The sequence below is a fragment of the Proteus sp. G3927 genome (assembly GCF_963894685.1).
GTDB classification, from domain to species: domain Bacteria; phylum Pseudomonadota; class Gammaproteobacteria; order Enterobacterales; family Enterobacteriaceae; genus Proteus; species Proteus mirabilis.
The window spans coordinates 58,890-85,117 of record NZ_CAWQGX010000026.1; the positions used below are offsets into that span (position 1 = coordinate 58,890).

Genomic DNA, 26,228 nt, shown 5'->3' on the forward strand with positions numbered 1-26,228 from the left:
CTGTCGCTAGAAAAATTGATTATGCATAATCAGTTTTTTAATTTGATACCTGTAATACTGAATACTCCTTTTGGCAAGCCATCCCAAGGATTTGGATAATCAACTGGATTAAGATCATGTGGAGTTACTAACCAATTGGTTTTTGCTGACCATTCGATAGCTTTTCGACCTTTAGGGTAGTAGCTACCAGCAATAACTTGACTAATAAACCCTTGAGTTACTCCAACCGTTTTCCCAAATTCAGTTTGGCTGATTTTTTGTTTTTTTAAATACAGATCTAATTTCATGTTTTCCTCCAGCTTATGTAATAGCCGAATATTAGCAATGCTAATTTAATAAATCAATAGCAATGCTATTGGATAATTATTAGCATTACAAATAAAATACTAAAATGAACAGAAAAATATCAGAATCAGATAAAATTGCCGCCCGAAACTTACGAAACATTTGGGAAGCAAAACGAGAATCTCTGGGCTTAACTCAAGAAAAAGCCGCAGAGATTATGGGATTTGCTACTCAAGGGGCAGTAAGTCAGTATTTAAATGGCCGAACAGCCTTAAACACTGATACAATTTTAAAATTCGCATCATTATTGAAAGTTGATCCTGAAGATATTAATCCAGAGCTAAAAACGTTGTTAGACTACGTTAGGCGAACAGGAAAAGAAGAAGAAATAAAACAAATAACCTCTTCTACATCAACTCAAAATGAACATACGACTTTAAGACTGATGGATGTATATGCAAAAGCAGGCCCTGGTGGCTTTATAAATAACGAATTCCCTGACACTATAAAATCTATTGAGTTCTCTCCAGAAAAAGTATTCGATTTATTCGGTAGAAAAAGTTTAAAAGGGATTGAAATAATTAACATTAGCGGTGACAGCATGTCTCCAGCAATAAACCCAAGAGACGTCGTTTTTGTTGATACTCATAATGAATTTTTTGATGGCGATGGTGTTTATGTGTTTAGTTTTGAAAATTCATTATTTATAAAAAGATTACAAAGAGTTAAGGGCAGAAAACTAGCTGTTAAATCAGATAATCCTGCTTATGAAACGTTTTATATTGAAGAGTCAGAAATGTATGATCTCCGAATTATTGGAAAAGTAATAAAATCACTTCCTATTAAAATGATTGATTTTGCATAAAATAACAATGTGTTACATACAACCACCGTCGATACGGTGGTTTTTTTTAACTCAAAATATTAGCAATGCTATTGACAATTAAAATAGCAACGCTAATATTAAAGCAACCAAAAACAACACAGCAAGTGTTTAGGTCAGTGTTCAGATTTAGTTTTGCTGTTATGTCGGAGGAGAACCACAGCTCTCATCGCGACCTGTCATGATTACCACCGCATAACGGCAAGTTTTTTAGTAATACCAGGGAATTTAATTAGTTACCGACCAAAGCTACAAGGCAGACCTGACAGCTCGGAAAGACGGGCAACAAATTTTAGACGTAAAAAAACCCACCGAAGTGGGTTCCTTTACCCCGAATTGCCGACCAAAGCTATCGGGAGTTCTACTAGCGCGACCAAACGCTAGAAGAGGCAAGACCAATGATAAATCACTGATCACCGTTATTTTAAAGGAGTTGCTATGAAAGCACAACCTGAAAGCCTAACAGTCACACTCTATATTCATGCTCAAAAACAGTTCGATGGTTCTTACCAATATAACGCCTACGCATTTAAAGCCGATCCCAATGCAGGGCTAGGTTTTGTTATTGCAGAACACATTGTTGATGTTCCTTTTAAAGAGCCAACTCAAACTGCTCTCATTCACGCTGAAATTGATTTTCTACGCAATGAGCAAGATAAAATTCTTGCTGATGCCCAAATGAAATCAAGCTTGTTAGAAGATCAAATCCAAATGCTTCTCTGCTTGGAAGGCAAACCCATTTCGAAAACTGACGAAGAAATCCCTTATTAAGAGGCAAGACCAATGAAAACTTTTATCTGTGTATTTGAGCCTACGACCGAGGCTCGTACAAACAACGGTGCTGTACCGTTGGCCATAGCGTTAAACACCGCTAATGCAAAACTTGCAACAGCGACTGCAGTAGTAAAATTATCTGAAGCATATCCAGAAGCTATGGATAACTTTAACACTGATGATCCGTTAATTAGCGAACACCTTGACGGCTCTGTTTGCCCTACTTTAGATATATTCGATGAGAAATTTGCTGTTGAAAATGAGTTTGATGGAACTCAATGGAAACCTATTGAATATAAGAATTTCAAAAAACTAGGAACGAAGCCCAGAATTGCGTGTTTACTTTTATTTGGAAAGACTCAAATAACTAACAATGAGTTTTCAACTGCTCTGGAATATTTGGCAGGAAAAGAAGATCCCAAAATTCGTAATATCGCTACAGGCCTAGCTGAAATAACAAAACTTTCTTTGATGGATGCTGAGCAAACAATGGAAATAGCACAGGCTATCTATGAGTTTGCTAATGAAGATGTCACCGTTGAAGAAGCTAAATCATTAGGTGAAAGCTGGCTAACCGAAGAACCAGAACAACAACATGAAGAAACATCTTCTATCAAACGTAACTATTCAACCATAGATACCGAAATTGCTTTAGCACTGTTAGATGACTTTGATCCTAATAATGTCCTCGCATCTCAAGTAAAAAAAGCCAAAGAACTGATAGATGACGACGACAAAGCATGGAAACGCTGGTCAATGGATTTACGCACAACAGCTGGCATCTTGGATATACCACGTGAAAAGATTTTCTCGTTAATAGCTGAAAGTAAAAAACAGCCTGAGTTATTAGATAATCCCAATGCGCGAAAAGAATTTATTGACCGTCATTTAGGTATTAACAAGCCTACTGGCAATGCTGAAAAAGAAGAAAGTATCACTTCTAACCAATTGGATAATACCCCTTCGGTATCTAGCAAAATTACCGTTGAAAAGGAAACTAAGCCTAAACGTTCACGTAAAAAGCAAGAAGTAGCCCCTAAAACAGAAAGTTCTCCGGTGGTTGAACAAACTGTAGAGCCTAAAGAACCCGAAACACCATCAGCACAACAAGATAATTTTGAGCAACGTGCCAGTGTTATTGATGAAGTTCTTAACGCGAGTGACGCTAATAACCTAAGTATTTGGAAACAAGTACAACGTACAGACCCGCGCTTTACTAAGCCATTAGAAGGCGTGGGATTTACGGGGACCAGTATAAACAGCACTTACATGTTTATGCGTGCAACTGAAATATTCGGTCCTATTGGTGAAGGTTGGGGATATGAAGTCCTTGAAGAAAAATTTATTGATGGAAAGCCTCTTTTAGAACCTGTCCTTGATGAGCGTAATAAACAAGTCGCAACCCGTTTTTTACGTGATGCTGATGGATCGTTATTCTGCGAACAAAACCACTCAATTAAGATCCGTTTTTGGTACATCATCGAATGTGAAACCCGCGGTGAATTTGAAAGCTATGGTGCAACACCATACCGCTATCAAACTAACTATGGCATTAAGGTTGACGGTGAAGTTATTAAAAAATCACTCACTGATGCCATCAAAAAAGCCCTATCAATGCTTGGCTTTAGCTCTGATGTCTTTATGGGTATGCATGATAACCCTGAATATATAGTAAGCAATAAACTTGAGTTTGAAATCAAAAATGCCAGTGAAAAAGCGGAAGATATCACACGTATTCGCAAAGAATTAGACGAGAAATTTACTAAACATACAGAAGTGATGCGTAGTGCTGTTACAGCAAATGAATTACGAGGTATTGCATCGACATTAACGCGCGAAATTTCTGCACATATTAAATCAGCCAAAGAACGTCGTGACGAAGATTACGAGAAGTATTTGTCTGGCCGTTTACGTCGATTAAACCAAATCGAAAAAGAGTGTTTAGACAAACTGAAACAGAAAGAAGAGGCAATCTAATGACCAAAACTACTGCTATCGCACTGGCGACCAATTATGAAAAATTACAGCAACTCGTTGAAACAGGTGAATTCTCTCCTGAAGATATCGCAGATACATTGGCAGGTATCGAGGGCGAGCTAGGTGATAAATTGGATGCAATTATGCATCACGTTCGCAATATCGAAGGTCAAGCTAAAACACTGGATGAAGAATCTAAACGTTTATCTGATCGTAAAAAATCATTCGAAAACCAAGCTAAAAACCTAAAGAAATATGCTCTTAACTGCTTATTGGCTTCAGGATTAGATAAATTAAAAACAACAAAAAATACATTCACTGCTAGAGCTGGTGTTGTTCGAGTCATTATCGACAATGAGGCTTTATTACCGGATGAGTTGGTTGATGTTCAAACCATCACCGCGCCTGATAAAAAAGGCATCAAAGAAGCGCTTGAAAATGGTATTGAAATTCCCGGAGCACATCTTGAAGTTGGTGAACGTTCATTAATGGTTCGTTAATTCATAATAGCGCCCTTTCTTGGGCGCATTATCAGGAGATAAACGTTATGGCCATGAAGTTAGAAGTTGTTATTACCCATGATGAAGCAACCAATAAATGCAGTATCGAATGGTCTACAGCATCAACAAAAAATGTCACAGAGCAAGAACAGCAAGCACTTTCATCGATGCAAAAAGCGTTATTGCTACAACTGGGGCGCCCTATAAATACAGCTATTATTCATTAGTGTGACATGTCACAAAGAGGCAAGACCAATGCTTAGACACTCTCAACAAAAAGACCAAGCCGTAAAGATCACATTACCAGATGGTACACATGGCTTTGTTTCAACAGATAGACGTTGCCATGTTTCATACGATTTCCCAACGCACGTCAAAATTGAACTTCAGCCCACTCACTCTGAACAGCAAAGGGGTGAACAATAATGTATGGTTTATTCCTTTTGGTATGTAGTTCGATGATTTGTCAGTTCGAACCCTATGGCTACATTTATCCTGATGAACAAAATTGTTTAATTGATAAGGAATTACTCGCGACCAAAGGGAAAATTGCAGAATGCTATCCAGTGGAGGGAATTATTCGGGTAAAAAGTTGATTAAGCATAATCAGTTTTTACTTTTCGTTGTTATTAGCATGGTGGTTTATTCAAGACCAATGGGTAACCACCATGAAATTATTAACACCTTGGGAACCAGGGAACCAAGTATTAACAAGTTTTGATATTAAATTAGGTCGGTTAGCGTTCAGTGTAAGAAATAGACCATGCACTGACGCTGAAATCAAACACTCCTGTGATACAGCAGACCGACTTATTTTATTGATGATGAGGCAAGACCAAAATGAGCGGAAAACTGATGAAAGCTAGTGCGTGGGCTAAACGAGAATTTGAAGTAGGTTCTATTCCAGATAATAGAACCATAAAAAAATGGGTAGAAACAGGTTTATTAAAAGGCAAAATCGTTGATTGTTCTGTTTGGGTATATTCATCCGAACGTTGGGGTATCGAGTCCGTTATTTCTTCATGTGTCGATGAGTTAATAAGGGCTTCGTAATATGGCCAGTAGACCTAGAAGAAAGGAATTTAGGCATCTACCTGACTTTCTTTATTTTGATAAATCAGTTAAACAATATCGCCTTACATTAACTAATGGTTTAAGAAAATGCATTGGTGCAGATAAAGCAAAAGCTATCGCAATAGCCAGAGAATACAACAATATTATGCGACCAGAAAAATGCGTTTCTGTTAACTCATTAATTATTGACTCGGGGGGGCAATATGGAGAGGCCCTCCCTCTCTCAGAACATTTAGATAAGTTATTTTTGCGGATCACTAATGATGAGAAACCATCAGACAGTACACTTAGTAACTGGGTTAATGACTTAGAAAGAATTAAGATCTTTTTTAAAGATATCCCCGCAAATGAAATCTCTCTGGAACATGTAAATGGCTATATTAATGAATATCATGCCGATGCTTCTGCTAATGTACAAAATCGTAAGGTAAGTTTTCTAAAGAAAATTTTTAGTTACGCAATGGATGAATCTCTTATGTTTGATAACCCTGCTGAACGTAAGAAAATGAAAAGAGTCGATGGGAAAAAACGTAGAAGATTATCTTATGATGATTTTCTTAAAATTAGAGCGTCCGCAGAACCTTGGTTAAGAACAGCAATGGATCTGGCATTACAAACAACACAAGCAAGGCTTGAAGTATCACGCATAAAATACAATATCAAAGCTCCCAAAGAAGGCATCTGTGGGTGTTTATGGTATGAAGAACCTTTAAATGGAATATACGGGATGATTTATATTCACAGACAAAAAGTGCAACATAAAGAGGCATCTCACATTGCGATCCCCATAGGCAAAGCACTTAAGGAAATCATCGATAATAGCCGTGACAATGTGGCAAGCCCTTATATTGTGCATAGGCTACCTACTCGTATTCCAAATAAAGTAAGTAAAGAAGTTAATCATCCAACACAAGTCGCACCTGATTACCTTAGCCGTGCATTTTCAGCATTACGTGATCGAGTGGGCGTTGCCAGTCATTTACCTTTAGATGAAAGACCAACCTTTCATGAGATAAGAGCATTAGCAGCCTTTATGTTTAAACAACGTGGTTTTGATCCACAAGCTCGAATGGCTCATAGTGATGCAGAGTCAACCAAGATTTATACAGAAAACCATGTACAATGGGTTGAAGTGCCACATTGTGAGATTGCTTGAGTTGGGTTAGCCCCAATTTTGCCTGATACAAGTATCATACAGAATCGACTCTAATTTGATAGATTGTTCTGCGTCAAAAGCGGACTTTGGTAAGTCAGCATTATATTAATTATTGGGGGCAGGTCAGTTGATAGTAGCCAGACATGAGGTTATAACTGGACATTGAAGCTTTATAGAAAATTTTTAATAAAAGGTTTTAAAAATGAAACTAAAAAAAATTCTCCAGATGGACTTTATTAAGGAATTTCATGAAAATCTGGATACTGATTTCGAGAAACAACTCTTCATCGCTTGTCTCAGAAATTATTGTTCTCACGGCAATCCATTAAGGTTTAACAATTTCGCTTATGCCATACGCGAACTTATAAACCATGTCCTGTCTCGAATGGCTCCAGATGAAAGGGTGATGGTAGCCCCATGGTTCACCACCAACAAAAACAATGCGAAAGTAACTCGTAAACAACAGGCTAAGTACATTGCTCAAAAACATATACCTGATGAACTCTTAGATACTGAAGCACTTCAGAAGCTGGATGAAGGTATCGCCTGGTTCAACAAAAATTATCAGTCATTGAATTACTACACCCATATTACTGAAGAGTCGCTTGAAAGCCAACCAAAGGATTTTTTTGAAAAAACGAAACTACTGATTGAGCTTTGCAACAAGATATTTGTTAACTTTGGTGATTTAGAACGCATACTAACTGATTCCATCATTGATGAGGTCAGCGACCACGTAAACGAAATTACGAGAAATAATACTCCTAATGAAGTTGATATACTATCGTCACAGACGATTGTAAATGGTTGCATTGTTCAATCTATAGAACCTCTCGAACTTACAGAAGATTATATTTACCTATTAGTTAGGGGAAGACTTGGAATTACGCGCCAATATGGACGAGGTGATGATTACTTAGCTCAAGGGGACTCTTATCCGTTTAAATTCGCTGTATCTGTACGTGCTAGCGATTTTGATGATATTAGACCTCTTGTTAGAACCGCTATTGTTGATACAGGTTCATGGTATGACGATGGTAATGGTTCAGCAATGGCTGATAAAATTTACAGTACACGGCGGTTTCTTGAAATGATCGCACAAGTTCACATAAAACCAGCAAGATTACGAAGCCTCTTCCCAGAGCTGTGTTATACAATACCTGACGATGAACCAGATGAAATGGTTCAGGAACTCAATTGCATCGAAATTGATTTTTGATATTCAATAACATTTTCTTTGTATCAAACCTTGCTTACCTAATCATTTCATTATGATGTTCATTGGGGAGTATCTGACCTACTCCTCGACGATTAATACACTGCTATACTAGTAATGTCCCTAGCTCACTCAAAGCAGGTGATCATATTTAGTTATATTTCTACCTATGAAACCTGTTAGCTCAAACCTGAGCTAACAGGTATAAATATAGTGGTAAAATCCCCCTTAACTCATTGATTCTTATAATGCATATTTTGTATATCTAGCACTGTATGTAATTACATGTAAATTTATTATTTATATTTATAATCAAAGTGTTAGGTAACTTAAAATCGGTTTCATGGGGTGTCAGGGGTCGTAGGTTCAAATCCTATCATGCCGACCATTTTTATTTAAGAAAACCAACCAATTACGGTTGGTTTTTTTATGTCTGGAATTTGCTTGGTGTAAAACTGGTGTAATACTGGTGTAAAACCCACATCAGATTTACCTTGTTTAAGTTCCAATTTTCGCCCTATTCTTATGCTGTAATTATTCTACAATTCATTAATATAGCTTATAGAATGAGAAACCTTGCGAACATACATTAAAAAATACAAATGGAATTATATGGAACTTTCTACATTACTTCTTTTTATCCCAGCCTGTTTTGCTTTAAACCTTGCACCAGGGCCAAACAACCTGCTTTCAATCAATAATGCAGCCTACTATGGGTTTGCTCGTTCATGTGCAGGAGGTCTCGGTAGATTACTCGCATTCGTGGTTATGATTGTTCTAGCTTCATTTGGGCTAGCTGTTGTATTGCAAACATCTGAGTTCATTTTCAGTGTAATCAAATTTGCTGGGGTTGCTTATCTTTTGTGGCTCGCATATCAATTATGGAAAGCCCCAACTGATGAATTCAAATTTGATTCAAATAAGAAGAATAACTCTATTGCCAAATTAGCAAGGCAAGAGTTTTTTGTTGCAGCAGGAAATCCAAAGGCAATACTTATCTTTACGGCCTTTCTTCCGCAATTCGTTAGCCCACAATTACCGGCTAGTTCCCAGTTTCTAATACTTGGTTCTTTATTCTTGTTACTCGAGTTTATTGCAATAATGCTCTACGCTTGGTTAGGCTTACACATGAAAAAGTTGCTAAAAAAAACACATGCTAAAAAAGTGTTCAATCGTATGTGCTCAAGTTTATTAGCTAGTGCAGGGATTGGGCTTTTAGTTTCACAGAAAAGCCATTAAATAACACCACACGCTGAGTAAACAGTCGCCTTTTATAAAGGTAAAGGCGACTTTTCTTTCTTTTATTTAAATGACTGATAAAAACCAATTGACGAATATTCTGATATTGTATTTATAGCTTATGCTCATTCAGCATATATTTAAAAATATCAAGCATGACTGGCAATTTAATATAGCCTTCTTTATCAAGAAAATGACCCGCATCTTCTTCAATAACAATTTGAGTTTGTAATTGACTAGCTAATTTTTTGGATGAATCAGGACTCACAATCCAATCATTGGATGATATTAATGACACCCTTTTATCCGATATTTTAATTAACTTACTATAATTCAGGTTATTATAAATATGAGAGTTCAACTCAGGTAAAGTTTTTTGTTCACTATTAAAACCAGCGACTAAAATATACCCGCCTATTGTTATATCTTCACAAGCCTGTTCAGAAAGAAAACGTAATAAAGTTATACATCCCAGACTATGCCCAACAAGAATAGTATCTTTATCAAGTATTATGTTTTCATCGGCAAGTTTTTGTTGCCACTCATTAGGGTTAGGATGATTAGGCTCAGGCATCATAGGTATACTGACATCATATCCTAATGATCCAAGCTCTTCTTTCAACCATGGAAACCAATTATCCTTGGGAGATGCAGTATAGCCATGAACAATAACAACTCTTTTGCCTTTCACTCATCCTCCTATATAGATACACATTATCAAAATAATAAGTTTAATATCTGTATACCCTAGGTATTGATAAAATTTAGTATGGTAAGTAATAAGTCACCCACGATTTAAAAATAATAAGATAATCACGGACACAACACAAGCAAGTACTGTTTTTATAACCAGTTATTTTGTATTCTTATTAAACATAGCTTCTGCACTACTCTCTTCACTGAGGACAAGGTTTTGCGATACACCTGATAAAACACCGCATGAAATAGTTTGGTCTGCAAGATAAGCGTCGGCCAAAGTCCGAGGTTCCCCCTGTTCACTATCTTTTACTTTGATATATTGTAAATAGATGGCTCAACCAAAATAAAACTATCATCCAGCTCACACTTTACAGACTTACACATTTACAAATCTAAAAAATCGATGAGAATGTCCTAGTGTAAACAACTTTTAATTCCTATCTGAGGCTTTGATGCTGGAAAATGTAATCATCTAATAACCACTATTTCGACCTTTTAGGGCGAATAGCTGGTTTTAATGCGCTGTATTCTCATGCAAGCACCACAATATGTTTGCTTATATCGCATATGATGATTAAACAGGTTTTCTAGTATGGATCCATCACATCAAAAATACTATTCTTTACTTATTTCTACCCAATTTACGTTTATTGGCGCTATAGCTAGTTGTATCACTCTTATTAAAGATTATTGCCAAAATCTAGATGTCCTAACGTATAAGCTTACCTTTCTAAAAAAATTAAAAAGCAAATTAAATCAGTTAGATAGTAATATTATATCAATAATATTACTAGGTTTAATAATGTTCACACTCTCTTTTATAACAATTAAAGGAAATTAAAATGGATATTCCTCGTATTTTCACTATTAGCGAAAGTGAGCATCGTATTCATAACCCTTTCACACCAGAGAAATATGCCACCTTAGGTCGAGTATTACGAATGAAAGAAAACTGGCAAATTCTTGATCTCGGAAGTGGCTCTGGTGAAATGCTATGTACTTGGGCTCACGATTACAATATTACAGGTATTGGCATCGATATAAGCCCGCTGTTTACTCTACAAGCAAAATCTAGAGCAGAAGAGTTAGGCGTCAGCCATCGAGTACATTTTATCCATCATGATGCCTCAGATTATATTAGTGATAAAAAATGTGATATAGCAGCATGCATAGGAGCAACTTGGATTGCTGGTGGTGTAATTGAAACTATCGAGCTACTAGCAAAAAGTATTAAAACAGGTGGGCTTATTCTTATCGGAGAACCATATTGGCGGCAAATTCCAACAACACAAGAGATAGCACAAGCTTGTGGTGCTTCATCCATATCAGATTTTTTAACTTTATCTGAGCTTGTTATCTCTTTCGACAATCAAGGATACGATCTAGTCGAAATGGTACTGGCAGATCAAGAGGGTTGGGATAGATATGAAGCGGCTAAATGGATGACTATGCGCCGTTGGCTTGACAAAAATAGTGCCGATGATTTTGCTCAAGAAATTCGAACAGAATTGACTATAGCCCCTAAACGTCATGTTAGTTTTACACGAGAATACTTAGGCTGGGGGGTATTTGTATTAATTGCTCGATAAAATAACACTAAAGGTATAGTCTAAACGGACTATACCTTTTAAATTATTATATTTAATATCCACAGATAAATATATAAAGTCATCTAAGGTGGATAACCTTATATAAGACTATCCATCTTATAAACACTTCGAAATATATATTATTTAATATAGTGATTTTTATTATTAAAAATTCATTAGTTTTTTAAAATAATAACCTTTTTTAGTTTTAGGAAATTTTCTGCCGTAGTATATTTTTCTTTCGTGTTCACGGCCTGCGTATTGATCATTCCCATAAAATTGTCCATATAAAGCAGTTTTAGGACATATATCGTTAGAAAAAAACTTATCACTATTATCCATTATAATTTTCCTCAATTATTTTAGAGTAAATGGGTTCCTCTTAGATTTGTTAAAAATAAATTTTTTATTTCTTTGCTATTTTTTTAATAGCTGCTAACTACCATACTACTTATATAAAAAATTTCAAATGAAGTATGGTTAAAATATAAATTATACAAAATATAATACTTCTATATTTACGGAGTAATTTTTAATATTAATTATTGAGACTTATAGCACTAAATAGAATATTTGCAGAAGGTAGTTCTGATAAAAAATTTATCTCAAGTACTTTATCCTTATTTTTTAGTCTGTTGACGGGGAAAACAAGAAAAACTGCAATAAAAACGCTCCATACAGATCACATTTAATAAGTGAGGGTATTAATAGCCATCAAATGATATTAGTTATCATTTGCATTTAGTCAATATCCCTACTATTGTTATCTCTTCTACTACTAAGGAGAAATATTATGGTTAAACCAACAATGTCATTACGCTCTCAACATGTTAAGAATTTAGCAAAAAAGATAAAAAAAATGCGTGCCATAGAAAAGGCGATTAATTGTAATAAAGAAGCAGATCTACTTGTTATTATTAATAAAAATCCAACACTTGTTTTTATAAAATAGCTAAGCACTTGGTTTTTTATATCAAAAAATAGTAGTCACAATTTCAGTGGGGTTGACAACTCAAATGATAATGATTATCTTTTAACTCGTGAATAGTTGAGTGCGTTACTCGGTCTTTCACAACGACATTGCTCACATTGCTTCTAGTATTTATTGACCAACTCTCCTAGCGTTGGTCTTTTTTTTATTTTTGCATTTCAATAAACATAAAACCTTCCCTGTTAGTAGGAAGGTTTTATAGTTTTGAAGCAGATATAACATGACATTAAAATGAGGCTATGTTTTACCTTAATCAAAAACATTATTAATAACAGAGGCAATAATTGATGTGGTTATTGCGATTAACACCAAATCATTACCCACTATCTGCCATTCATATCCATCGTAATGCGGTAACTGACTTAGCATAATGCTGGGTACGGCTTTTTTCGCAATACCTGGAGGTAATGGCTTACCTCTTGTTAAATTCTTTGCTATTCCCGGAGGAAGGCCTTTATATCCAGTTAGATTGTTCTTTATTGCTAATGCTCTTGCATCATCATAAGTGATTGAGACAGAGAGCCCTCCTCGACTATCAATACGCAGTTGTGAAGAAAATCCATCTTGTTGGTTTACGTTCTGATGTCCTTTATTAAAACCGTTGTTACCTCTTTGATTTTGATGACTATGAGGATTACCGTTACCGTTTCCATTACCTTTACCCTTTCCGGGATCGGCGAAGGAATTCAAAGAAACCATAAAGGTCAAAGTAGCTATTAAGCCATGCTTTAATAAAGTGGGTGTTTTCATGTGAGTTATTCCTTAAAAGGACGCCTTACAACGTTATAATTCCACACATAAAAATACAACTGCCAATATTCTGATTAACTTTAGAAAGGCGAAATAAATGAGGCTATAAAAAATTAGCTTTAAATACAGCCTCTTATTATTTAATGCTATTTTTTATACGCTTCAAAAGTCATAATTTCTGTCGTATTACTGGGGGTTTGCAGATACTGGTAATCGGCTGATATTGTGATCTGTTTAAAACCAATCAAGCGTAGTATTTGTTCAAATTCAGACACACCAAACCATTTTAAGCTGAAAACTTCCCATTCACTTTCAATGATCTTGCCATCTCGCCATTTATCATAACGATGGTGTGAAGTAGTTAACTGATTTATATAATCAATTTCAGCATTAATTATCTGTAAGGTAATTAGATCGCCTTCTGGTGTATTAAATTGGCGACTAGTACATTCACCTTTAACAAAATGATGGGCAAGACTAAGATCAACCAATAAGCGCCCACCAAACTCAAGCGCTTGATAACACTGTTTTAAGGCTTGGATCGCCTGCTGTTGGGTATTTAATAAGAGGAATGTCCCTGTAGGAATAATAATAGCCTCGACAGGGGTATTGACTTCAAAAGTGACTAAATTATTTTGAGTTACGTAGTTGGTTGTAAACCCATGCTCGATTAGATTTTTCTTACAAAATTCAAGCATCTCTTCGGAAAGATCAAATCCCTCAATATTAAAACCTGATTGCAATAAAGGAATAAGGATGCGTCCTGTTCCTACTGCCGGCTCTAAAATTTTACCTTTAACATCTTTTAATCGCTGTTGATAGTATTCAACATCGCCGAAACTGCATCCTATCGGTTTATCCAATTGATAAACTTGAGCCGATAGAGAGTGATAACTCTGCATAATATCCCTTAGTCTGTACCAATTTTTATGTATCTTATTAAAAAGAAAAAATTATACAAGGCACCAAGGCATCTAGAGTAGGCCTTTACATTACCCTCACACTACTTATCCCCTTATAAAATTTAAGGTTGACAACCTAGTTGAGAATGATTATCTTTTAACTCGTGAATAGTTGAGTGTTTTACTAAACTATTTGCAACGACATTGCTCACATTGCTTCCAGTATTTACTGTGACCAACACTTAATGTGTTGGTCTTTTTTTATTAATAAAAACTGGCTTCACCTTTGGGTCTGGTCTTAAAGCGTCTATGAGCCCATAAGTATTGCTCTGGCGCTCGCATAATCTCAATTTCAATCAGATGATTCATTCTATCTGTATCATTTTGAATATTTTCTGTTGGATAATTATGAAGCTCTTTACCTATAATTAAACTATATTTTTTATCATCATGACCATGGTTACGTACCAATGTTACCGTTAAAGAAGGTGCTCCTGATAACTTTGCTAATATAACAGCGCCTTTTGAAGTAGACGTTTCCTTCACCGAAAAAAATGGTGAAAAGGTGGTTCCTTTTAAGCCAAAATCTTGATCTGGTGCAAACCAAATGGCCTTTCCTTTTTTTAATTCAGTGACCATAAACTTTAAGTTACGTCTATCAATCATACCTTTATTAGAACGGCATCTTGCCCTAGTTTGAATAAACTCCATCGCTTTATTATTATGAGGCCGATACATTGCGTTTACAGGGAAGCACAACCCCATAATACGCCCTCCAAGCTCCAACGACATGGAGTGAATACCAATCAACAAAATACCGGTATGCTTTCGATTAGCCTCAGTAAAATTTGTTATTCCATCGACTTGATAGATATTTTTCAGTCTATTATCGCTCCAAAACCATGCCATGCCAGTTTCGAATAGAGCAATACCTAATGCTGATAAATTTTCCATAACTAGCTTATCGATATCTTTTTTACTTTTATTCGGAAAACATAACTCTAAATTTTTCTTTATTATCGAAACTCTTCTTTTGATAAAAAAACGCGATAGTAATCCTAAATGTTTTCCTAAGAATAAAAGCCACGTGTAAGGTAATTGTACTAATAAAAAAAGAATAAATACGCCTAGCCAAGTAAGAAAATATTTAGGGTGTAACAGATGTAGTGAAAAAGAATTTTTAGCGTACACAAGATTTGTCCTTTCGTCACTTAAAAGACTTCTTTTAAGCTTAAGTTAATTTAGACAACAGTTATTTAAGATAGTTTATTTAAGATAAGTTACTTAGTGAATACCACTTAATAAAATTTATCATTTATCTTATATAAGTTTATTTTAAACGGCTTTTTCCTATTCTTTTCTTAAAGAAAAACTACCAGTCATAGCTTTATTTTCTGATTGCTTTTATTCTAATCTTTTTGGAAAAATATGTAATAGCAAAGTAAGTAAAATTATTTTTATTTTCTTTTTTTATGTATGGTGAATATTTACTAAACTTTAATAATATCAGTTAGAATAAAATTTATTTTTATTAGCAAATAATAGATATAAAAAAACCTCACATCAGTGAGGTTTTTAAGTTATTTCGTCTAGTAAGATACACTTATATAAGTGTCTTTAAGTCTTAGACGCAATAATCCATAATTATTACAGACCGATAACATTAGCAGCTGCTGGACCTTTTGCACCATTTTCAATAGAAAATGATACTTCTTGGCCTTCTTTCAGTGATTTAAAGCTATCGCTTTGAATTGCTGAAAAGTGAACAAATACATCTTTGCTACCATCTTTAGGTGTGATAAAGCCAAAGCCTTTATCGTCGTTAAACCATTTAACTGTACCAGTCATTGTATTAGACATAGAATTTCCTTTAATAAATTTAGTTATGCCATAAGGCTAATTGCGGTTTGATTTCGGATTTTTACTTATGGGTACTATTTGAAGGAATTCGCAACGAAGAGGTATCAAGGATAGCGCTAAACGGTGAACTACTAAAAACTGGACTAACATAAATAGGTCTGTACTTCCAAACCAATGACGCTATTAAGTCATAGAATTTATTTTATAGCAAACTATTTTCACTTTTATTTTTTATAGAAGTGTAAATTTATTTTTTATTTGATTTATTTACCATGAAATTGTTAACTTTTACAAATAGATAGCTATTTATTGGGAATAAGCCTACTAAAAGTAGATACTGATAATTCTACAAAACAATCAATATCTACTGATATATTTATACCATCTACTGTTTTTATTGCTTATTTGCTCAGATTAACTAATAAGATTAGTTAAAATCTGTGATGTTTTAGTCCACAACAAAGAGCCACCTTCATTATCATAGACATAACGTTGTGCATGGGGAAAACGTTGAGACAATAACTTGCCAAAATCAGGTGAGTGAACAGTACTCGTATCCTTTAGTCCATACCATAATGTTGTAGGTGTGCTAATCATTTCAGGAGTAAATCCCCAAGGTTGCATCGTGATTAATAAATCTTGAGCATAGCCCTTATTTCCATATTTAAATGCTTCTTTCATACAAGCTTGATAAACAGGAAAAAATTTATTTTCTTGATAAAGAGCCAAATCAACATCAGCACTATAATTCAGAATAAAATCCATTAACCAGTCAGCGGTGATATTTTCAGTGATCCAGATCTTTAATCCATCAGGATCGAATAATGCCTGTTGTTGCATATTAACCACATCACTGGACAACAGTTTTTTTATTTCAGGATAATCTAGTTGATCTTGACCAGCAACAATTGCCAGCTTATCCACTTTACCATAGTAACAAATGGCCATTGCAAAAACAGCACCTTGAGAGAATCCTATCACACTGATATTCTTAATATTAAGATATGCTAATAAGAATAATACATCGCTAGAAAACGATTTTAATGTCTTTTTAGGATCAAAAGTTGATTCACCTAAACCAGGACGAGTCGGTGTAATAAGTCGAATATTTAACTTAGTTAACAGATCAGCATCCATACTTAATAGCCCACTCATCCCTGCACCTGTGCAGAATAATACCGGTTGACCATCTGATGGGCCAGATTGATACCAAGTTAACGTTCGATTATCTGGTAATAACAATGCATGTTTTTCGGCACTTGTAACTTTCATTAGACTGTATCCAAAATTAATTTATAGATAGAATACCCGTCATTAAAAAAATGATAGATATAATAAGTATTTTTCAGTTTCTTATTAAAACTGATATTAAAATTAATATTGAAACTAGCTAAGGATAAGATTTCATTTTAACTCTCAGTATGCATTGATTTATACAGTTATATTTTATCTGAGATAAAATAATCAATATTTAGATATCCTAACAAACTGCCGATAAAAAATATATAACTACTTAAAAATAAAGGCGAGTCTAGCTCGCCTTTATCTCAATAAATAATCATTAAATTATTTTACTATTTTACAAGTACGCCCTGTATCTTCAGCAATACGATCATTGACTATTTCATCTTCTGACATCGTCGCTAAATTGAACTCTTCACTACCTTTACCCCACAGTTGGAAACTTTCTCCAACATAACGCGCACCACTTGCAGCGACTGCGGATTTTAACACGATTAATTCATCATTATAATCCATTACGGCCAAATCATCATTAGGGAAAGAAACTCTGATTTTTTGCCCTTCACAGTCGTAAGTTTCTGTTTTAGCAGCTAATGCAGGTGTTGCAATAATTGAAGTTAATAAAGCAATTGCAGAGATAGAAAGTAATTTACGCATTTACATCTCCTAAAATAATTAAAGTAACTATGGTTAGTCCAATTAGGTTAGATAGCTTTTATAAAATAAAAAATAAGATATCTCCGTATTTAATTATAGGGGTAATATAAAGAAATAAGCGATTTTCTAAGCAATTATTTCCCACTGTATAATAGTCTAGATTAGTTTTACTAGCTTAATTTTTAAGGATAAACCAACTCAAATACATAACTTTACATTATTGTTATTAACTTTTACCTTAATTAGAGTAACAGAATCTGCCTAATATGATATTATTGTCAAATAATAATTTGATTAATTTTCAATAGATTAATCTAATAATATCGATAAAGTGAAATAGTGGGAAGATCAATGCTTCAAGAAAATGTAGTTAAAGATATCATTGTTTGGATCGAGCAAAACTTAGATTCACGTTTATCATTAGATATTATTGCTGAAAAATCAGGCTATACCAAGTGGCACTTCCAGCGCTTATTTAAAGCATATACAGGAATATCTTTAGGCAAATATGTCCTAGCACGCCGTTTATCTTGTGGCGCTTATGCGTTGAGGATCACTCGTAGTAGCCTTTTAGATATTTCTTTAAAATACCATTTTGATTCGCAACAAACGTTTTGTCGTGCGTTTAAAAAACAATTTAATATCACCCCTTCTGAATATAGGAAAAAGCAAGGTTGGGATATTAGTGAGCTTATCTTTCCAGCATTAGAAACTGTTGAACTTAAAGCAAAATATGAAGTAATGACCTTACCTTCTAAAGAGTTGATAGGTATGGCTCATCAATACAATAAAAATATTTCAGCATGGAATTATGATAAGAAAAAATTTAGAAAAGAATTTTGGAAGAAGTTTTTAAAAGAAATACATACCATCCCTACAGAAATGTATGCCACACATCGTGCTTCTGCAGGCTCGCTAGATGATACGACTTATATTTATACAACAGCAGTAAGTAAAGAACAATTAACAAGCTCTGCTAATATTTCCACTATGTCTAAAGTAGAATTACCCAATGGGAAATATTTAGTTATTACTTTTGAGATGGATAATATTTTAGATTCCCTCACCGGGTATGATGATATTATTTATACTGTATATACCAAAGTATTGCCAAAGATGAATTTGCTACGTCGATCTGGTCCAGATATTGAGCGCTATACCTTAAAACAATCGGTTAGCTATGATAAGTTAATCGGCCATAGTGAGCAGCATCTACAAGAAATTAGTTACTATATTCCTGTTCTTTAGTCGCTAATAGAAATAAAAAGATCTCAATCTGATTACGCATCTTGAGATCTTTTTAATATTTATAATACGTTAAAACAATTAATCTTTTTTAGATTGATTAGCAAAAAAGATCTCATCTTGTATATTTTTAGTTTTAAGAGTAAAGAGTTGATTAGTTAAGTTTTCAGTTAGTTGCTCTGCATCAGCCATTACACGTAAATTAAATTCATTCAGCATGTTATCCGCTGCTACTTTATTCTTTTTACTCAGTGACAAATAGTTAGCCTCCATTTCTTTTTGTTCTAATGCTGTTTTAGCTTCCCATTCTTGGTATGCTTTTTTAACAATAGGAGCAAATTGAGGATAATCTGTCATTACTAATGTTTGTAACTTACGATATTTCCAATAGATAGAGTCATTATCTGCTTTATCTGTTCCAATAGCATAGTGTTGCGGATATGCTTTTAATCCACTGTAATAAGGAACAAAAGCGGTTAGATCAGCCATTCCCAAACCAACATAAGTCACTTCACCAATCTCTTGCGGTAATTCAGGCCTTACTTGCATCACATGAGATTCATAAGTACGAAACACACTTATTGGTCGCCATGGTTCATTGCCATTCAATCCATTGGTATAAGGATCATGTTCTGTACCGTCAAAATGGTTGCGTAACATCGCTTTGGCGTCTTCTACTGATACTTTTTTCTCCGGTGTCAGCATAGGCGCAAATTGACGACCATCTGCCACATTCTGTTTCAGAGAAGGGTTAAATTGTTGCTGGATAACCCAAACCCTCGGGTAATTATAAGTGAGATCACGTTCATCATCACGCGTATAGGCTTTAGAAAAATTAAATTCGCCATCAGTGGCAGGATCATAAAGTCCTTTTTCTATTGCAAACTCAACTAAGTTTTTAGAACCTAAATTATCATTACTATCTATATGGTAGGCCTGTAAACGCCCTTGATTACCCGTCGCAAAATATTTATCTTTTGGTAGTTTTTGCGCCATCCATTGATGACCTGTACCTGTTTCTAGGTACCACACCTCATTTTTATCAACGACGGCAACCCCAAACCCTTCTCCCGCACCTTGTGTTTCGATGATGTTCCCCAGTAATTCAATTGCTTCACGGGCAGTTTTTGCCCTTGAGAGTAAAATATCTGGAATATCATCTTCAGTGATCCCCGTATCTTCAACATAAGGATCGAATGCCAATGCTTTAGGTGAGGCAAAAATAGATTCTGTACCACTCACCCCAACGCCTAGCTCATTAAAACCCGTTGCACCATGCAATTGAGTTTTCCAATTAGGTACAGTGGTATAACGTAATGAGTGTTTAGGTAGTGGATAAGTAAAGTTATTAGCGCCATGATGGGCTTGAGTGCTATAAATGCCAGTCTGATTACTTTTAGCTGGATGAATAACAAAATGTTGTGCTTTTAAAGCATCACTATCTGCGCTACGAGCTACAATCAAAGAGCCGTCATTAGTTGCTTCACTCCCTGCTAATAACGTTGTGCAGGCCAGAGCCGAAGAAACTAATGCGATATTAATTGACAAAGCGATAACAGCTTTTTTAAATAAAAACATATAATGCCTCATTTGCTTGTTATTTATAATTTATATCTCAATTAATTATCTCTATTTTAGAGTAAAAAACTTGATATTTTTTGGTCTGCAGAATATTAGCAATGAGAAACAATCAATTACCGTGATTAACATCTCAATGATTAACTATTTAAAAAATAAAAATCGCATCAGCCTAACAACCATTTTTTATAGTGCATATAAAATCAAATAATATTATATGATGTAGTCAAATATTAAAAAATATCGCAAACTATGTTGGTTGAATTGTGTATTAAAATATAATCATATGATATATCGTTAATAAAAAAACGTATTTATTTACCTAAAATATAATTATAAATTTATTATTTTATTTTTAATTATGTTTATACCAAGAACTTTTTATTCCCTATAAACTGATATATTTGATTATTGCTTTTATCACAAAAGTCTTTTGCTTTATAGCTTGTTTTTAGAACAATAAAAAAGACTATACTGTCCACCATGACGATGAGGCACCCAATAAGGTGTCACAAATATCAACTTAATTCCCCTACTGTTATTACCTTTCAGGAGAGATGTATGAGTGTTCCCGTTTTAGGTCTTGGTACTTTTCGTTTAAAAGACGATGCGGTTATAAATTCTGTAAAAACTGCACTAGAACTAGGTTATCGTGCTATTGATACAGCACAAATTTATGAAAATGAAGCTGCTATAGGACAAGCTATTGCAGAAAGTGGTATATCTCGCGACGCGCTTTACATCACAACAAAAATTTGGGTAGAAAATTTAAGTAAAGATAAATTAATTCCTAGTTTGAAACAAAGCTTAAGTGATTTACAAACAGATTATGTTGACTTAACTCTAGTACACTGGCCATCGCCAAATGATGCAGTTTCTGTTAAAGAATTTATGCAGGAGTTATTAGCTGCGAAAAAGATGGGATTAACGCGAGAAATTGGTATTTCAAATTTTACCATTCCATTAATGGAACAAGCTATTGCTGCCGTTGGTGTTGAAAATATCGCAACAAACCAAATCGAATTATCACCTTATTTACAAAATCATAAAGTGGTAAATTGGGCTAAACAGCATGGCATTCATATTACATCTTATATGACTCTAGCTTACGGAAAAGCATTAAAAGATGAAACAATACAAACCATTGCTAAAAAACACAATGCAACACCAGCACAAATCATTTTAGCTTGGGCGATGAATGAAGGTTATTCTGTTATTCCATCTTCAACAAAACGTGAAAATTTAGCCAGTAATTTACTCAGCGTAAATATCAAATTGGATAGTGAAGATAAACAAGCGATTGCAAAGTTAGATTGTCATGATCGTTTAGTTAGCCCAGAAGGTTTAGCGCCTCATTGGGATTAAGATTAACCAATTTAAATCGTAATATAGGTGATATTATTTTTATCACCTATATATCTTAACCTACTTTTTTAGCAATATACTCACTCAGAGAATCAATAAATACACGGATGCGTTGGCTAACCACTTTTTCACTATAATAAACGGCATTAAAAGGCATAGCTATAGGTCGCAGCTTATCGGGGAATAATTCGATAAATCGACCATTTTCGATATCATTAACCACCATAAAATCGGAAAGGCAAGCAATACCATTACCTTCGAGACACAATTGTCTTATCGTTTCTCCACTATTCGACGATATTCCCATAGGAGCATCTAATAATTGTCCATTATCTCGCTCAATAGGCCATGTGTTTAGTGATACTGGTTCAGTAAAAGTTAGACAAGTATGGTCAAGCAGATCTTCTGCGATTTTAGGCTGTCCATAACGGGCGAGATAATCAGGGGTCGCAACGATTTTTCGATAACTATTCAATAGTGGTTTTGCCCGTAAACTGGAATCCGTTAAATTACCGACTCTAATCGCGATATCTACTTTACGTTCAATAAGATTAATAAATGTTTCAGATGAAACTAAAGAGAGGGCTATTTGAGGATATTTTTGCTGAAATTGTTTAATAAAAGGCACCAGTAGATGCAAAACAACCGGCGTTGCGGCATCAATACGTAATAGACCCTGTGGTGTTTTTTGTGTATTAATTAATTCATCTTCAGCTAATTTCATATCTTGTAAGATAACTTGCATACGATGAAAGTAATGCTCCCCCTCTTCCGTTAAACTCAATTGTCGCGTAGTCCGATTTAATAAATTAACGCCTAGCTTTGACTCAAGTTTTTTTACTGTACGACTAACAGCAGAATTGGCTAATGCTAATTTTTCTGCAGCACGTGTAAAACTACCACTTTCAACTACTGCAATAAAAACTTGGACTTCTTCTGAAGTGGCTTTCATGACTGACCTTAGAAACGAGTGAATAATAACCTAATGGTGAATCACTCTTATTATATAATATATACGCTAATTGCTTTAAAAAATTATTTCCATATCTTTATAGTTAGTTTCTCTCAAGCAATTAGCGATATATTATCTGACACTTTATTCATTATTAATAAAGCGCATAAGCTGTTGTCGAAGTTGTTTATTATCTTGCTTTAATCGTTCATTTTCATCCAACAATGTCAAGGCGATTGCAATACCATGCCAATCCAATGCTAACTCTCGATGAAGTTTTAACGCCCGATGTACAACAACAACTGCATCATCATTGAAAAACCACTCCTGGGTGGTAATTTCTACAGGCTCAATAACCCCTAATTCAACAATTTCTTGAAGTTCCTCTTTGGAAACACCAGTATGATGACAAAGCTCAGTCATAGTAAATATTGTTGTTAATTGTGCCATTATTTATTCTCCCAGTTTTTACGTGGATTATAATCGGCTTGGGCTTCGGCGAGTTGTTGCCATAATGAATGTGTTTTTTCATCTACTTTAGGTGGCATGACGACTTTCAAAATGGCATAGAGATCACCACTTTTTTGCTTGCTTACTAAGCCTTTTCCTTTAATTCTCAGGCGTTGACCTGCCTGACTAGCGGGAGGAATAGTAAGTAAAATTTTATCTTTAAGTGTAGGAATAGCAATTTTAGTACCTAATGCGGCTTCCCAAGGTGCAATAGGAACCACAATTTCAAGATCATGCCCTTTTACATCAAATAATGGGTGAGGTGCAATACGGATAGTTAGCCATAAATCACCATTTTCTCCGCCATTCTCCCCAGCAGTACCTTGGCCTTTTAAACGAATACGTTGTCCATCAACAACACCGGCAGGAATTTTGACATTCAAGGTCTTAGGAATTTCTTTCTCTATCATGCCAAAGACATTATAAACCGGTAAATGATAGCTAATGGTACGCTTATGTTCTTCTTGTGCTTCTTCAAGAAAAACCGGTAATTCAATTTCTAGATCTTGTCCACGTTGTCTAGGTGCTTGACGTGAATGGCGCCCTTCAAAAGGTGAGCCTTGACCAAAGAAAGAAGCATAAAGATCGTCAAAATCTTCCTGACTAAAACTTTGTTGGTTTGAATGTGAATTGTTGTGCTGTGTAAATTGTTTAAATTTCGGATCATTGCGGTGAGCCCAAAGTTCGTCATATTCAGCTCTACGCTGTTCATCACCAAGAATTTCCCAAGCTTGCGCTATTTCTTTAAAACGCTCCTCAGCATCTGGCTCTTTACTTACATCTGGGTGATATTTTTTCGCTAAACGGCGATAAGCAGTTTTAATTGTTTTCATGTCATCAGTGGGTTTTACCCCCATAATGGCGTAATAATCCTTTAATTCCATAGTGATATCTCGATTATGTTAAACATTAAATACCCTACATCTATAGATTATAGGACAGAGAACGCTTTTTTGTTAACCAAAATAAGTTTCATAACTCCCTATTTAAGCTTATTAGAAGACTAAACTTAAAAAATCTTTTATTTATTAAAATATTTTTAAATAAATAAAAACAAATAGTTAGAGCTAAATCGAATAACTAATCATCTAAATATCATTAAATTGCATTTGAAATACTTCTTTATTGGCGGTAAATTTTGGTCAACGAAGAAATAATTTATCAGGTGATTTATCTCTGTTTTTTATTTTCACTAAGATAAAAAGCAACAAAATAACTGGCAATAATAAGGGAGAAGCAATGAAACGTATCATTATTCCCACAAACTATATTCATATACGAACAACGCCTTTTTGGACAAGGGAGACAGCCCCTAAATCAATCTGGGAGAGACATTTAGACAAAGGCACCCAGCAAGGGGTATACCCTAGATTATCCGTGATGCAAGGCACTATTATTTATTATGCCTATGCCGATCAATATAGCTCAAAACCTACCGAAACCTTAGTGATTAAGGAGGGTGAGTTTGGTGTATTTCCACCAGAAACTTGGCACAGAATTGAAGCACAAACTGAAGACACCGTGTTTAATATCGACTTTTATGTTGACCCCAAAATACTTGCTGAAGGTTAAAAATGACTATGGAAAATGATAATAAAGGTTATTTATTGACACTTATTTGTGATAACAGTGATGATAAAGCAGAGAAAATCTTCCTTAATCCTAAGATACTTTATATTCCTGATGTTGCCGCTAAAGAAATTTTGTTATTAACTAACGAATTAAAGAGCAAAATAGATCTCTCAGCCCAAGCGCTAACTTTAACGCTCACCAATAAAAATAATGGTGTTTCAGTGGATAAAGAATGCGAGATAAAAGATTTACTTGATCCTGATATGGCGAGTCTAATGGTTAAAGATTTAATCAATATCGTCCGTGGTTATGATATGGATGAAGAAGCCAATGTTTGTGGTTGGTAAATTAAAAATTAATCAACAAATTAAAGCAGTCACTATCACACTCTATAATGGAAATAGAGTTAATAAGCTACTAAATGATGAATACAATATCTTATTCATCATTTAGTACATTAACGATTGTTAATAATTAAATTTTTTAATCGTTAATTTAAAAATAAGCTCTAGGACTGGGGCTTATTTTGGTGTATTTAGAAAAATATCATATATAGCAAAATGATATTAACTTATTTTTATTTAACTATTACTCTCAGGCTTAAGTTTAAACATAATGGTTGTAGCCTCAAACTTACCATCAACTGCTTGAGCAAACTCAGGAATTTCACCACTAACTTGCCAACCAAGAAAGCGATATAGACTCACCGTCATACCTTTTGTAATGGTATCTAAAGTTAAAAGTGTTATCCCTCTCTCCCATGCTATTTGTTCAGCCTTTTGCATCAATTGCTGTGCTATTCCTTTATGCCTATGATCAGGGGATACTAATAGTTTGCAAATCTCCCCACGATGTTTGCCATTTGGTTTAGTACATAATTCAAGACCAACAACACCGACTATTTGTCCGTCAATCACTGCAGTAATTAATTTAAACGTATTTGTTGATAATGAGTGATTAACACTAAGCCAATAATTTCTCATATCATCTATTTGAGTTTCTGCGTCAGTATACCCAACACTTGCCCCACCAAGGACACATCTATATAACAATTTGGTGAGTTGTTCTATTTTAATTTCACTTATTTTGTCATCATAACAATAAATCATCATATTGAGTGTCCCCAGTCGTAAATATATTCAACCATAATCTATTCGAAATATTTAGAGGTTACAATAATGCTCAATACTCTTTATACAAACAGAAATTTGA

At 34.6% G+C, this 26,228-nt stretch carries 29 protein-coding genes and 1 pseudogene; 16 read left to right on the plus strand and 14 right to left on the minus strand.

Annotated features, from left to right (window positions below; all coding sequences use genetic code 11):
- Window positions 1-29 precede the first annotated feature (29 nt).
- Window positions 30-287, minus strand: a complete 258-nt coding sequence (locus tag AACV00_RS09130) for a helix-turn-helix domain-containing protein (protein ID WP_004250529.1) — start codon at window positions 285-287, stop codon at window positions 30-32.
- Window positions 288-391: 104 nt separating this feature from the next.
- On the opposite strand from AACV00_RS09130, the gene AACV00_RS09135 reads away from it, so the two are divergent.
- The 10 genes from AACV00_RS09135 to AACV00_RS09180 all read left to right on the plus strand — a co-directional run bounded on the left by AACV00_RS09135 (window position 392) and on the right by AACV00_RS09180 (window position 9,104).
- Window positions 392-1,150 (plus strand): LexA family transcriptional regulator, encoded by a 759-nt coding sequence (locus AACV00_RS09135; RefSeq protein ID WP_004250527.1) that lies wholly within the window; start codon window positions 392-394, stop codon window positions 1,148-1,150.
- A 456-nt stretch (window positions 1,151-1,606) separates the two neighbouring features.
- Complete coding sequence (locus tag AACV00_RS09140; protein ID WP_049257329.1) at window positions 1,607-1,939, plus strand: hypothetical protein; 333 nt, start codon at window positions 1,607-1,609, stop codon at window positions 1,937-1,939.
- Window positions 1,940-1,951: 12 nt separating this feature from the next.
- Window positions 1,952-3,919, plus strand: a complete 1,968-nt coding sequence (locus tag AACV00_RS09145) for a hypothetical protein (RefSeq protein WP_049257330.1) — start codon at window positions 1,952-1,954, stop codon at window positions 3,917-3,919.
- Window positions 3,919-4,419 (plus strand): siphovirus Gp157 family protein, encoded by a 501-nt coding sequence (locus AACV00_RS09150; RefSeq protein ID WP_049257332.1) that lies wholly within the window; start codon window positions 3,919-3,921, stop codon window positions 4,417-4,419. Before AACV00_RS09145 ends, AACV00_RS09150 begins: the two co-directional genes overlap by 1 nt.
- A 47-nt stretch (window positions 4,420-4,466) precedes the next feature.
- Complete coding sequence (locus tag AACV00_RS09155; protein WP_049219182.1) at window positions 4,467-4,646, plus strand: hypothetical protein; 180 nt, start codon at window positions 4,467-4,469, stop codon at window positions 4,644-4,646.
- A 28-nt stretch (window positions 4,647-4,674) separates the two neighbouring features.
- Window positions 4,675-4,845, plus strand: a complete 171-nt coding sequence (locus tag AACV00_RS09160; RefSeq protein ID WP_162837556.1) for a hypothetical protein — start codon at window positions 4,675-4,677, stop codon at window positions 4,843-4,845.
- A gap of 429 nt (window positions 4,846-5,274) precedes the next feature.
- A complete protein-coding gene (locus tag AACV00_RS09165) occupies window positions 5,275-5,472 on the plus strand; it encodes a hypothetical protein (RefSeq protein WP_232464495.1) in 198 nt (65 codons plus the stop codon).
- Between the two features lies 1 nt (window position 5,473).
- Complete coding sequence (locus tag AACV00_RS09170; RefSeq protein WP_049197307.1) at window positions 5,474-6,649, plus strand: tyrosine-type recombinase/integrase; 1,176 nt, start codon at window positions 5,474-5,476, stop codon at window positions 6,647-6,649.
- 202 nt (window positions 6,650-6,851) lie between these two features.
- Window positions 6,852-7,868, plus strand: a complete 1,017-nt coding sequence (locus tag AACV00_RS09175) for a pPIWI-associating nuclease domain-containing protein (protein WP_049257338.1) — start codon at window positions 6,852-6,854, stop codon at window positions 7,866-7,868.
- 609 nt (window positions 7,869-8,477) lie between these two features.
- On the plus strand, window positions 8,478-9,104 hold the full coding sequence (locus AACV00_RS09180; RefSeq protein ID WP_161680259.1) for a LysE family translocator: 627 nt from the start codon (window positions 8,478-8,480) through the stop codon (window positions 9,102-9,104).
- A gap of 112 nt (window positions 9,105-9,216) precedes the next feature.
- Here the strand turns inward: AACV00_RS09180 and AACV00_RS09185 are convergent, their stop codons facing one another.
- A complete protein-coding gene (locus AACV00_RS09185) occupies window positions 9,217-9,795 on the minus strand; it encodes an RBBP9/YdeN family alpha/beta hydrolase (RefSeq protein ID WP_004247796.1) in 579 nt (192 codons plus the stop codon).
- A gap of 850 nt (window positions 9,796-10,645) precedes the next feature.
- Here AACV00_RS09185 and AACV00_RS09190 point away from each other — a divergent pair.
- Window positions 10,646-11,392: pseudogene (locus tag AACV00_RS09190) on the plus strand (SAM-dependent methyltransferase); the annotation flags it as partial.
- A gap of 165 nt (window positions 11,393-11,557) precedes the next feature.
- On the opposite strand, the gene AACV00_RS09195 reads toward AACV00_RS09190, so the two are convergent.
- Window positions 11,558-11,734, minus strand: coding sequence for a hypothetical protein (locus tag AACV00_RS09195; RefSeq protein ID WP_004247793.1), 177 nt, complete (start codon window positions 11,732-11,734; stop codon window positions 11,558-11,560).
- Window positions 11,735-12,185: 451 nt separating this feature from the next.
- Here AACV00_RS09195 and AACV00_RS09200 point away from each other — a divergent pair, with 451 nt between their 5' ends.
- Window positions 12,186-12,344 (plus strand): hypothetical protein, encoded by a 159-nt coding sequence (locus AACV00_RS09200; RefSeq protein WP_004247025.1) that lies wholly within the window; start codon window positions 12,186-12,188, stop codon window positions 12,342-12,344.
- 288 nt (window positions 12,345-12,632) lie between these two features.
- On the opposite strand, the gene AACV00_RS09205 is transcribed toward AACV00_RS09200, so the two are convergent.
- The 6 genes from AACV00_RS09205 to AACV00_RS09230 all read right to left on the minus strand — a co-directional run bounded on the left by AACV00_RS09205 (window position 12,633) and on the right by AACV00_RS09230 (window position 17,794).
- Entirely contained in the window at window positions 12,633-13,133 is a 501-nt protein-coding gene (locus AACV00_RS09205; RefSeq protein ID WP_012367748.1) for an anti-virulence regulator CigR family protein, read from the minus strand.
- 146 nt (window positions 13,134-13,279) lie between these two features.
- Window positions 13,280-14,035 (minus strand): class I SAM-dependent methyltransferase, encoded by a 756-nt coding sequence (locus AACV00_RS09210; RefSeq protein ID WP_161680261.1) that lies wholly within the window; start codon window positions 14,033-14,035, stop codon window positions 13,280-13,282.
- Window positions 14,036-14,299: 264 nt separating this feature from the next.
- A complete protein-coding gene (gene lpxL, locus AACV00_RS09215; protein WP_017827330.1) occupies window positions 14,300-15,226 on the minus strand; it encodes an LpxL/LpxP family Kdo(2)-lipid IV(A) lauroyl/palmitoleoyl acyltransferase in 927 nt (308 codons plus the stop codon).
- A 456-nt stretch (window positions 15,227-15,682) separates the two neighbouring features.
- Window positions 15,683-15,895 carry a transcription antiterminator/RNA stability regulator CspE gene (cspE, locus tag AACV00_RS09220; protein ID WP_004247021.1) on the minus strand — a complete coding sequence of 71 codons (213 nt, stop codon included), beginning with the start codon at window positions 15,893-15,895 and terminating at the stop codon, window positions 15,683-15,685.
- Window positions 15,896-16,309: 414 nt separating this feature from the next.
- Entirely contained in the window at window positions 16,310-17,167 is an 858-nt protein-coding gene (locus AACV00_RS09225; RefSeq protein WP_161680263.1) for an alpha/beta fold hydrolase, read from the minus strand.
- Between the two features lie 294 nt (window positions 17,168-17,461).
- Window positions 17,462-17,794 (minus strand): MliC family protein, encoded by a 333-nt coding sequence (locus AACV00_RS09230; protein WP_004247019.1) that lies wholly within the window; start codon window positions 17,792-17,794, stop codon window positions 17,462-17,464.
- Between the two features lie 351 nt (window positions 17,795-18,145).
- Here AACV00_RS09230 and AACV00_RS09235 point away from each other — a divergent pair, with 351 nt between their 5' ends.
- On the plus strand, window positions 18,146-19,042 hold the full coding sequence (locus AACV00_RS09235) for an AraC family transcriptional regulator (protein WP_004251900.1): 897 nt from the start codon (window positions 18,146-18,148) through the stop codon (window positions 19,040-19,042).
- A gap of 78 nt (window positions 19,043-19,120) precedes the next feature.
- On the opposite strand, the gene AACV00_RS09240 is transcribed toward AACV00_RS09235, so the two are convergent.
- Window positions 19,121-20,617, minus strand: a complete 1,497-nt coding sequence (locus AACV00_RS09240; RefSeq protein WP_161680265.1) for a C69 family dipeptidase — start codon at window positions 20,615-20,617, stop codon at window positions 19,121-19,123.
- A 561-nt stretch (window positions 20,618-21,178) separates the two neighbouring features.
- Here AACV00_RS09240 and dkgB point away from each other — a divergent pair.
- Window positions 21,179-21,982 carry a 2,5-didehydrogluconate reductase DkgB gene (dkgB, locus tag AACV00_RS09245; protein ID WP_020945451.1) on the plus strand — a complete coding sequence of 268 codons (804 nt, stop codon included), beginning with the start codon at window positions 21,179-21,181 and terminating at the stop codon, window positions 21,980-21,982.
- Between the two features lie 55 nt (window positions 21,983-22,037).
- Here dkgB and yafC read toward each other — a convergent pair whose 3' ends face one another.
- The 3 genes from yafC to cbpA form a co-directional block, all read right to left on the minus strand.
- Complete coding sequence (gene yafC / locus AACV00_RS09250) at window positions 22,038-22,934, minus strand: DNA-binding transcriptional regulator YafC (RefSeq protein WP_020945450.1); 897 nt, start codon at window positions 22,932-22,934, stop codon at window positions 22,038-22,040.
- A 144-nt stretch (window positions 22,935-23,078) separates the two neighbouring features.
- Entirely contained in the window at window positions 23,079-23,384 is a 306-nt protein-coding gene (gene cbpM, locus AACV00_RS09255) for a chaperone modulator CbpM (protein ID WP_004247011.1), read from the minus strand.
- On the minus strand, window positions 23,384-24,328 hold the full coding sequence (cbpA, locus tag AACV00_RS09260; RefSeq protein WP_004247010.1) for a curved DNA-binding protein: 945 nt from the start codon (window positions 24,326-24,328) through the stop codon (window positions 23,384-23,386). Before cbpA ends, cbpM begins: the two co-directional genes overlap by 1 nt.
- Before the next feature lie 355 nt (window positions 24,329-24,683).
- Between cbpA and AACV00_RS09265 the strand changes: the two genes are divergently transcribed.
- Together AACV00_RS09265 and AACV00_RS09270 are read left to right on the plus strand one after the other, a co-directional pair.
- Entirely contained in the window at window positions 24,684-25,016 is a 333-nt protein-coding gene (locus tag AACV00_RS09265) for a DUF1971 domain-containing protein (protein ID WP_152964542.1), read from the plus strand.
- A gap of 2 nt (window positions 25,017-25,018) precedes the next feature.
- Complete coding sequence (locus AACV00_RS09270) at window positions 25,019-25,363, plus strand: DUF1869 domain-containing protein (RefSeq protein ID WP_161680267.1); 345 nt, start codon at window positions 25,019-25,021, stop codon at window positions 25,361-25,363.
- A 234-nt stretch (window positions 25,364-25,597) separates the two neighbouring features.
- On the opposite strand, the gene AACV00_RS09275 is transcribed toward AACV00_RS09270, so the two are convergent.
- Complete coding sequence (locus AACV00_RS09275; RefSeq protein WP_036908197.1) at window positions 25,598-26,128, minus strand: GNAT family N-acetyltransferase; 531 nt, start codon at window positions 26,126-26,128, stop codon at window positions 25,598-25,600.
- Window positions 26,129-26,228: the final 100 nt, after the last annotated feature.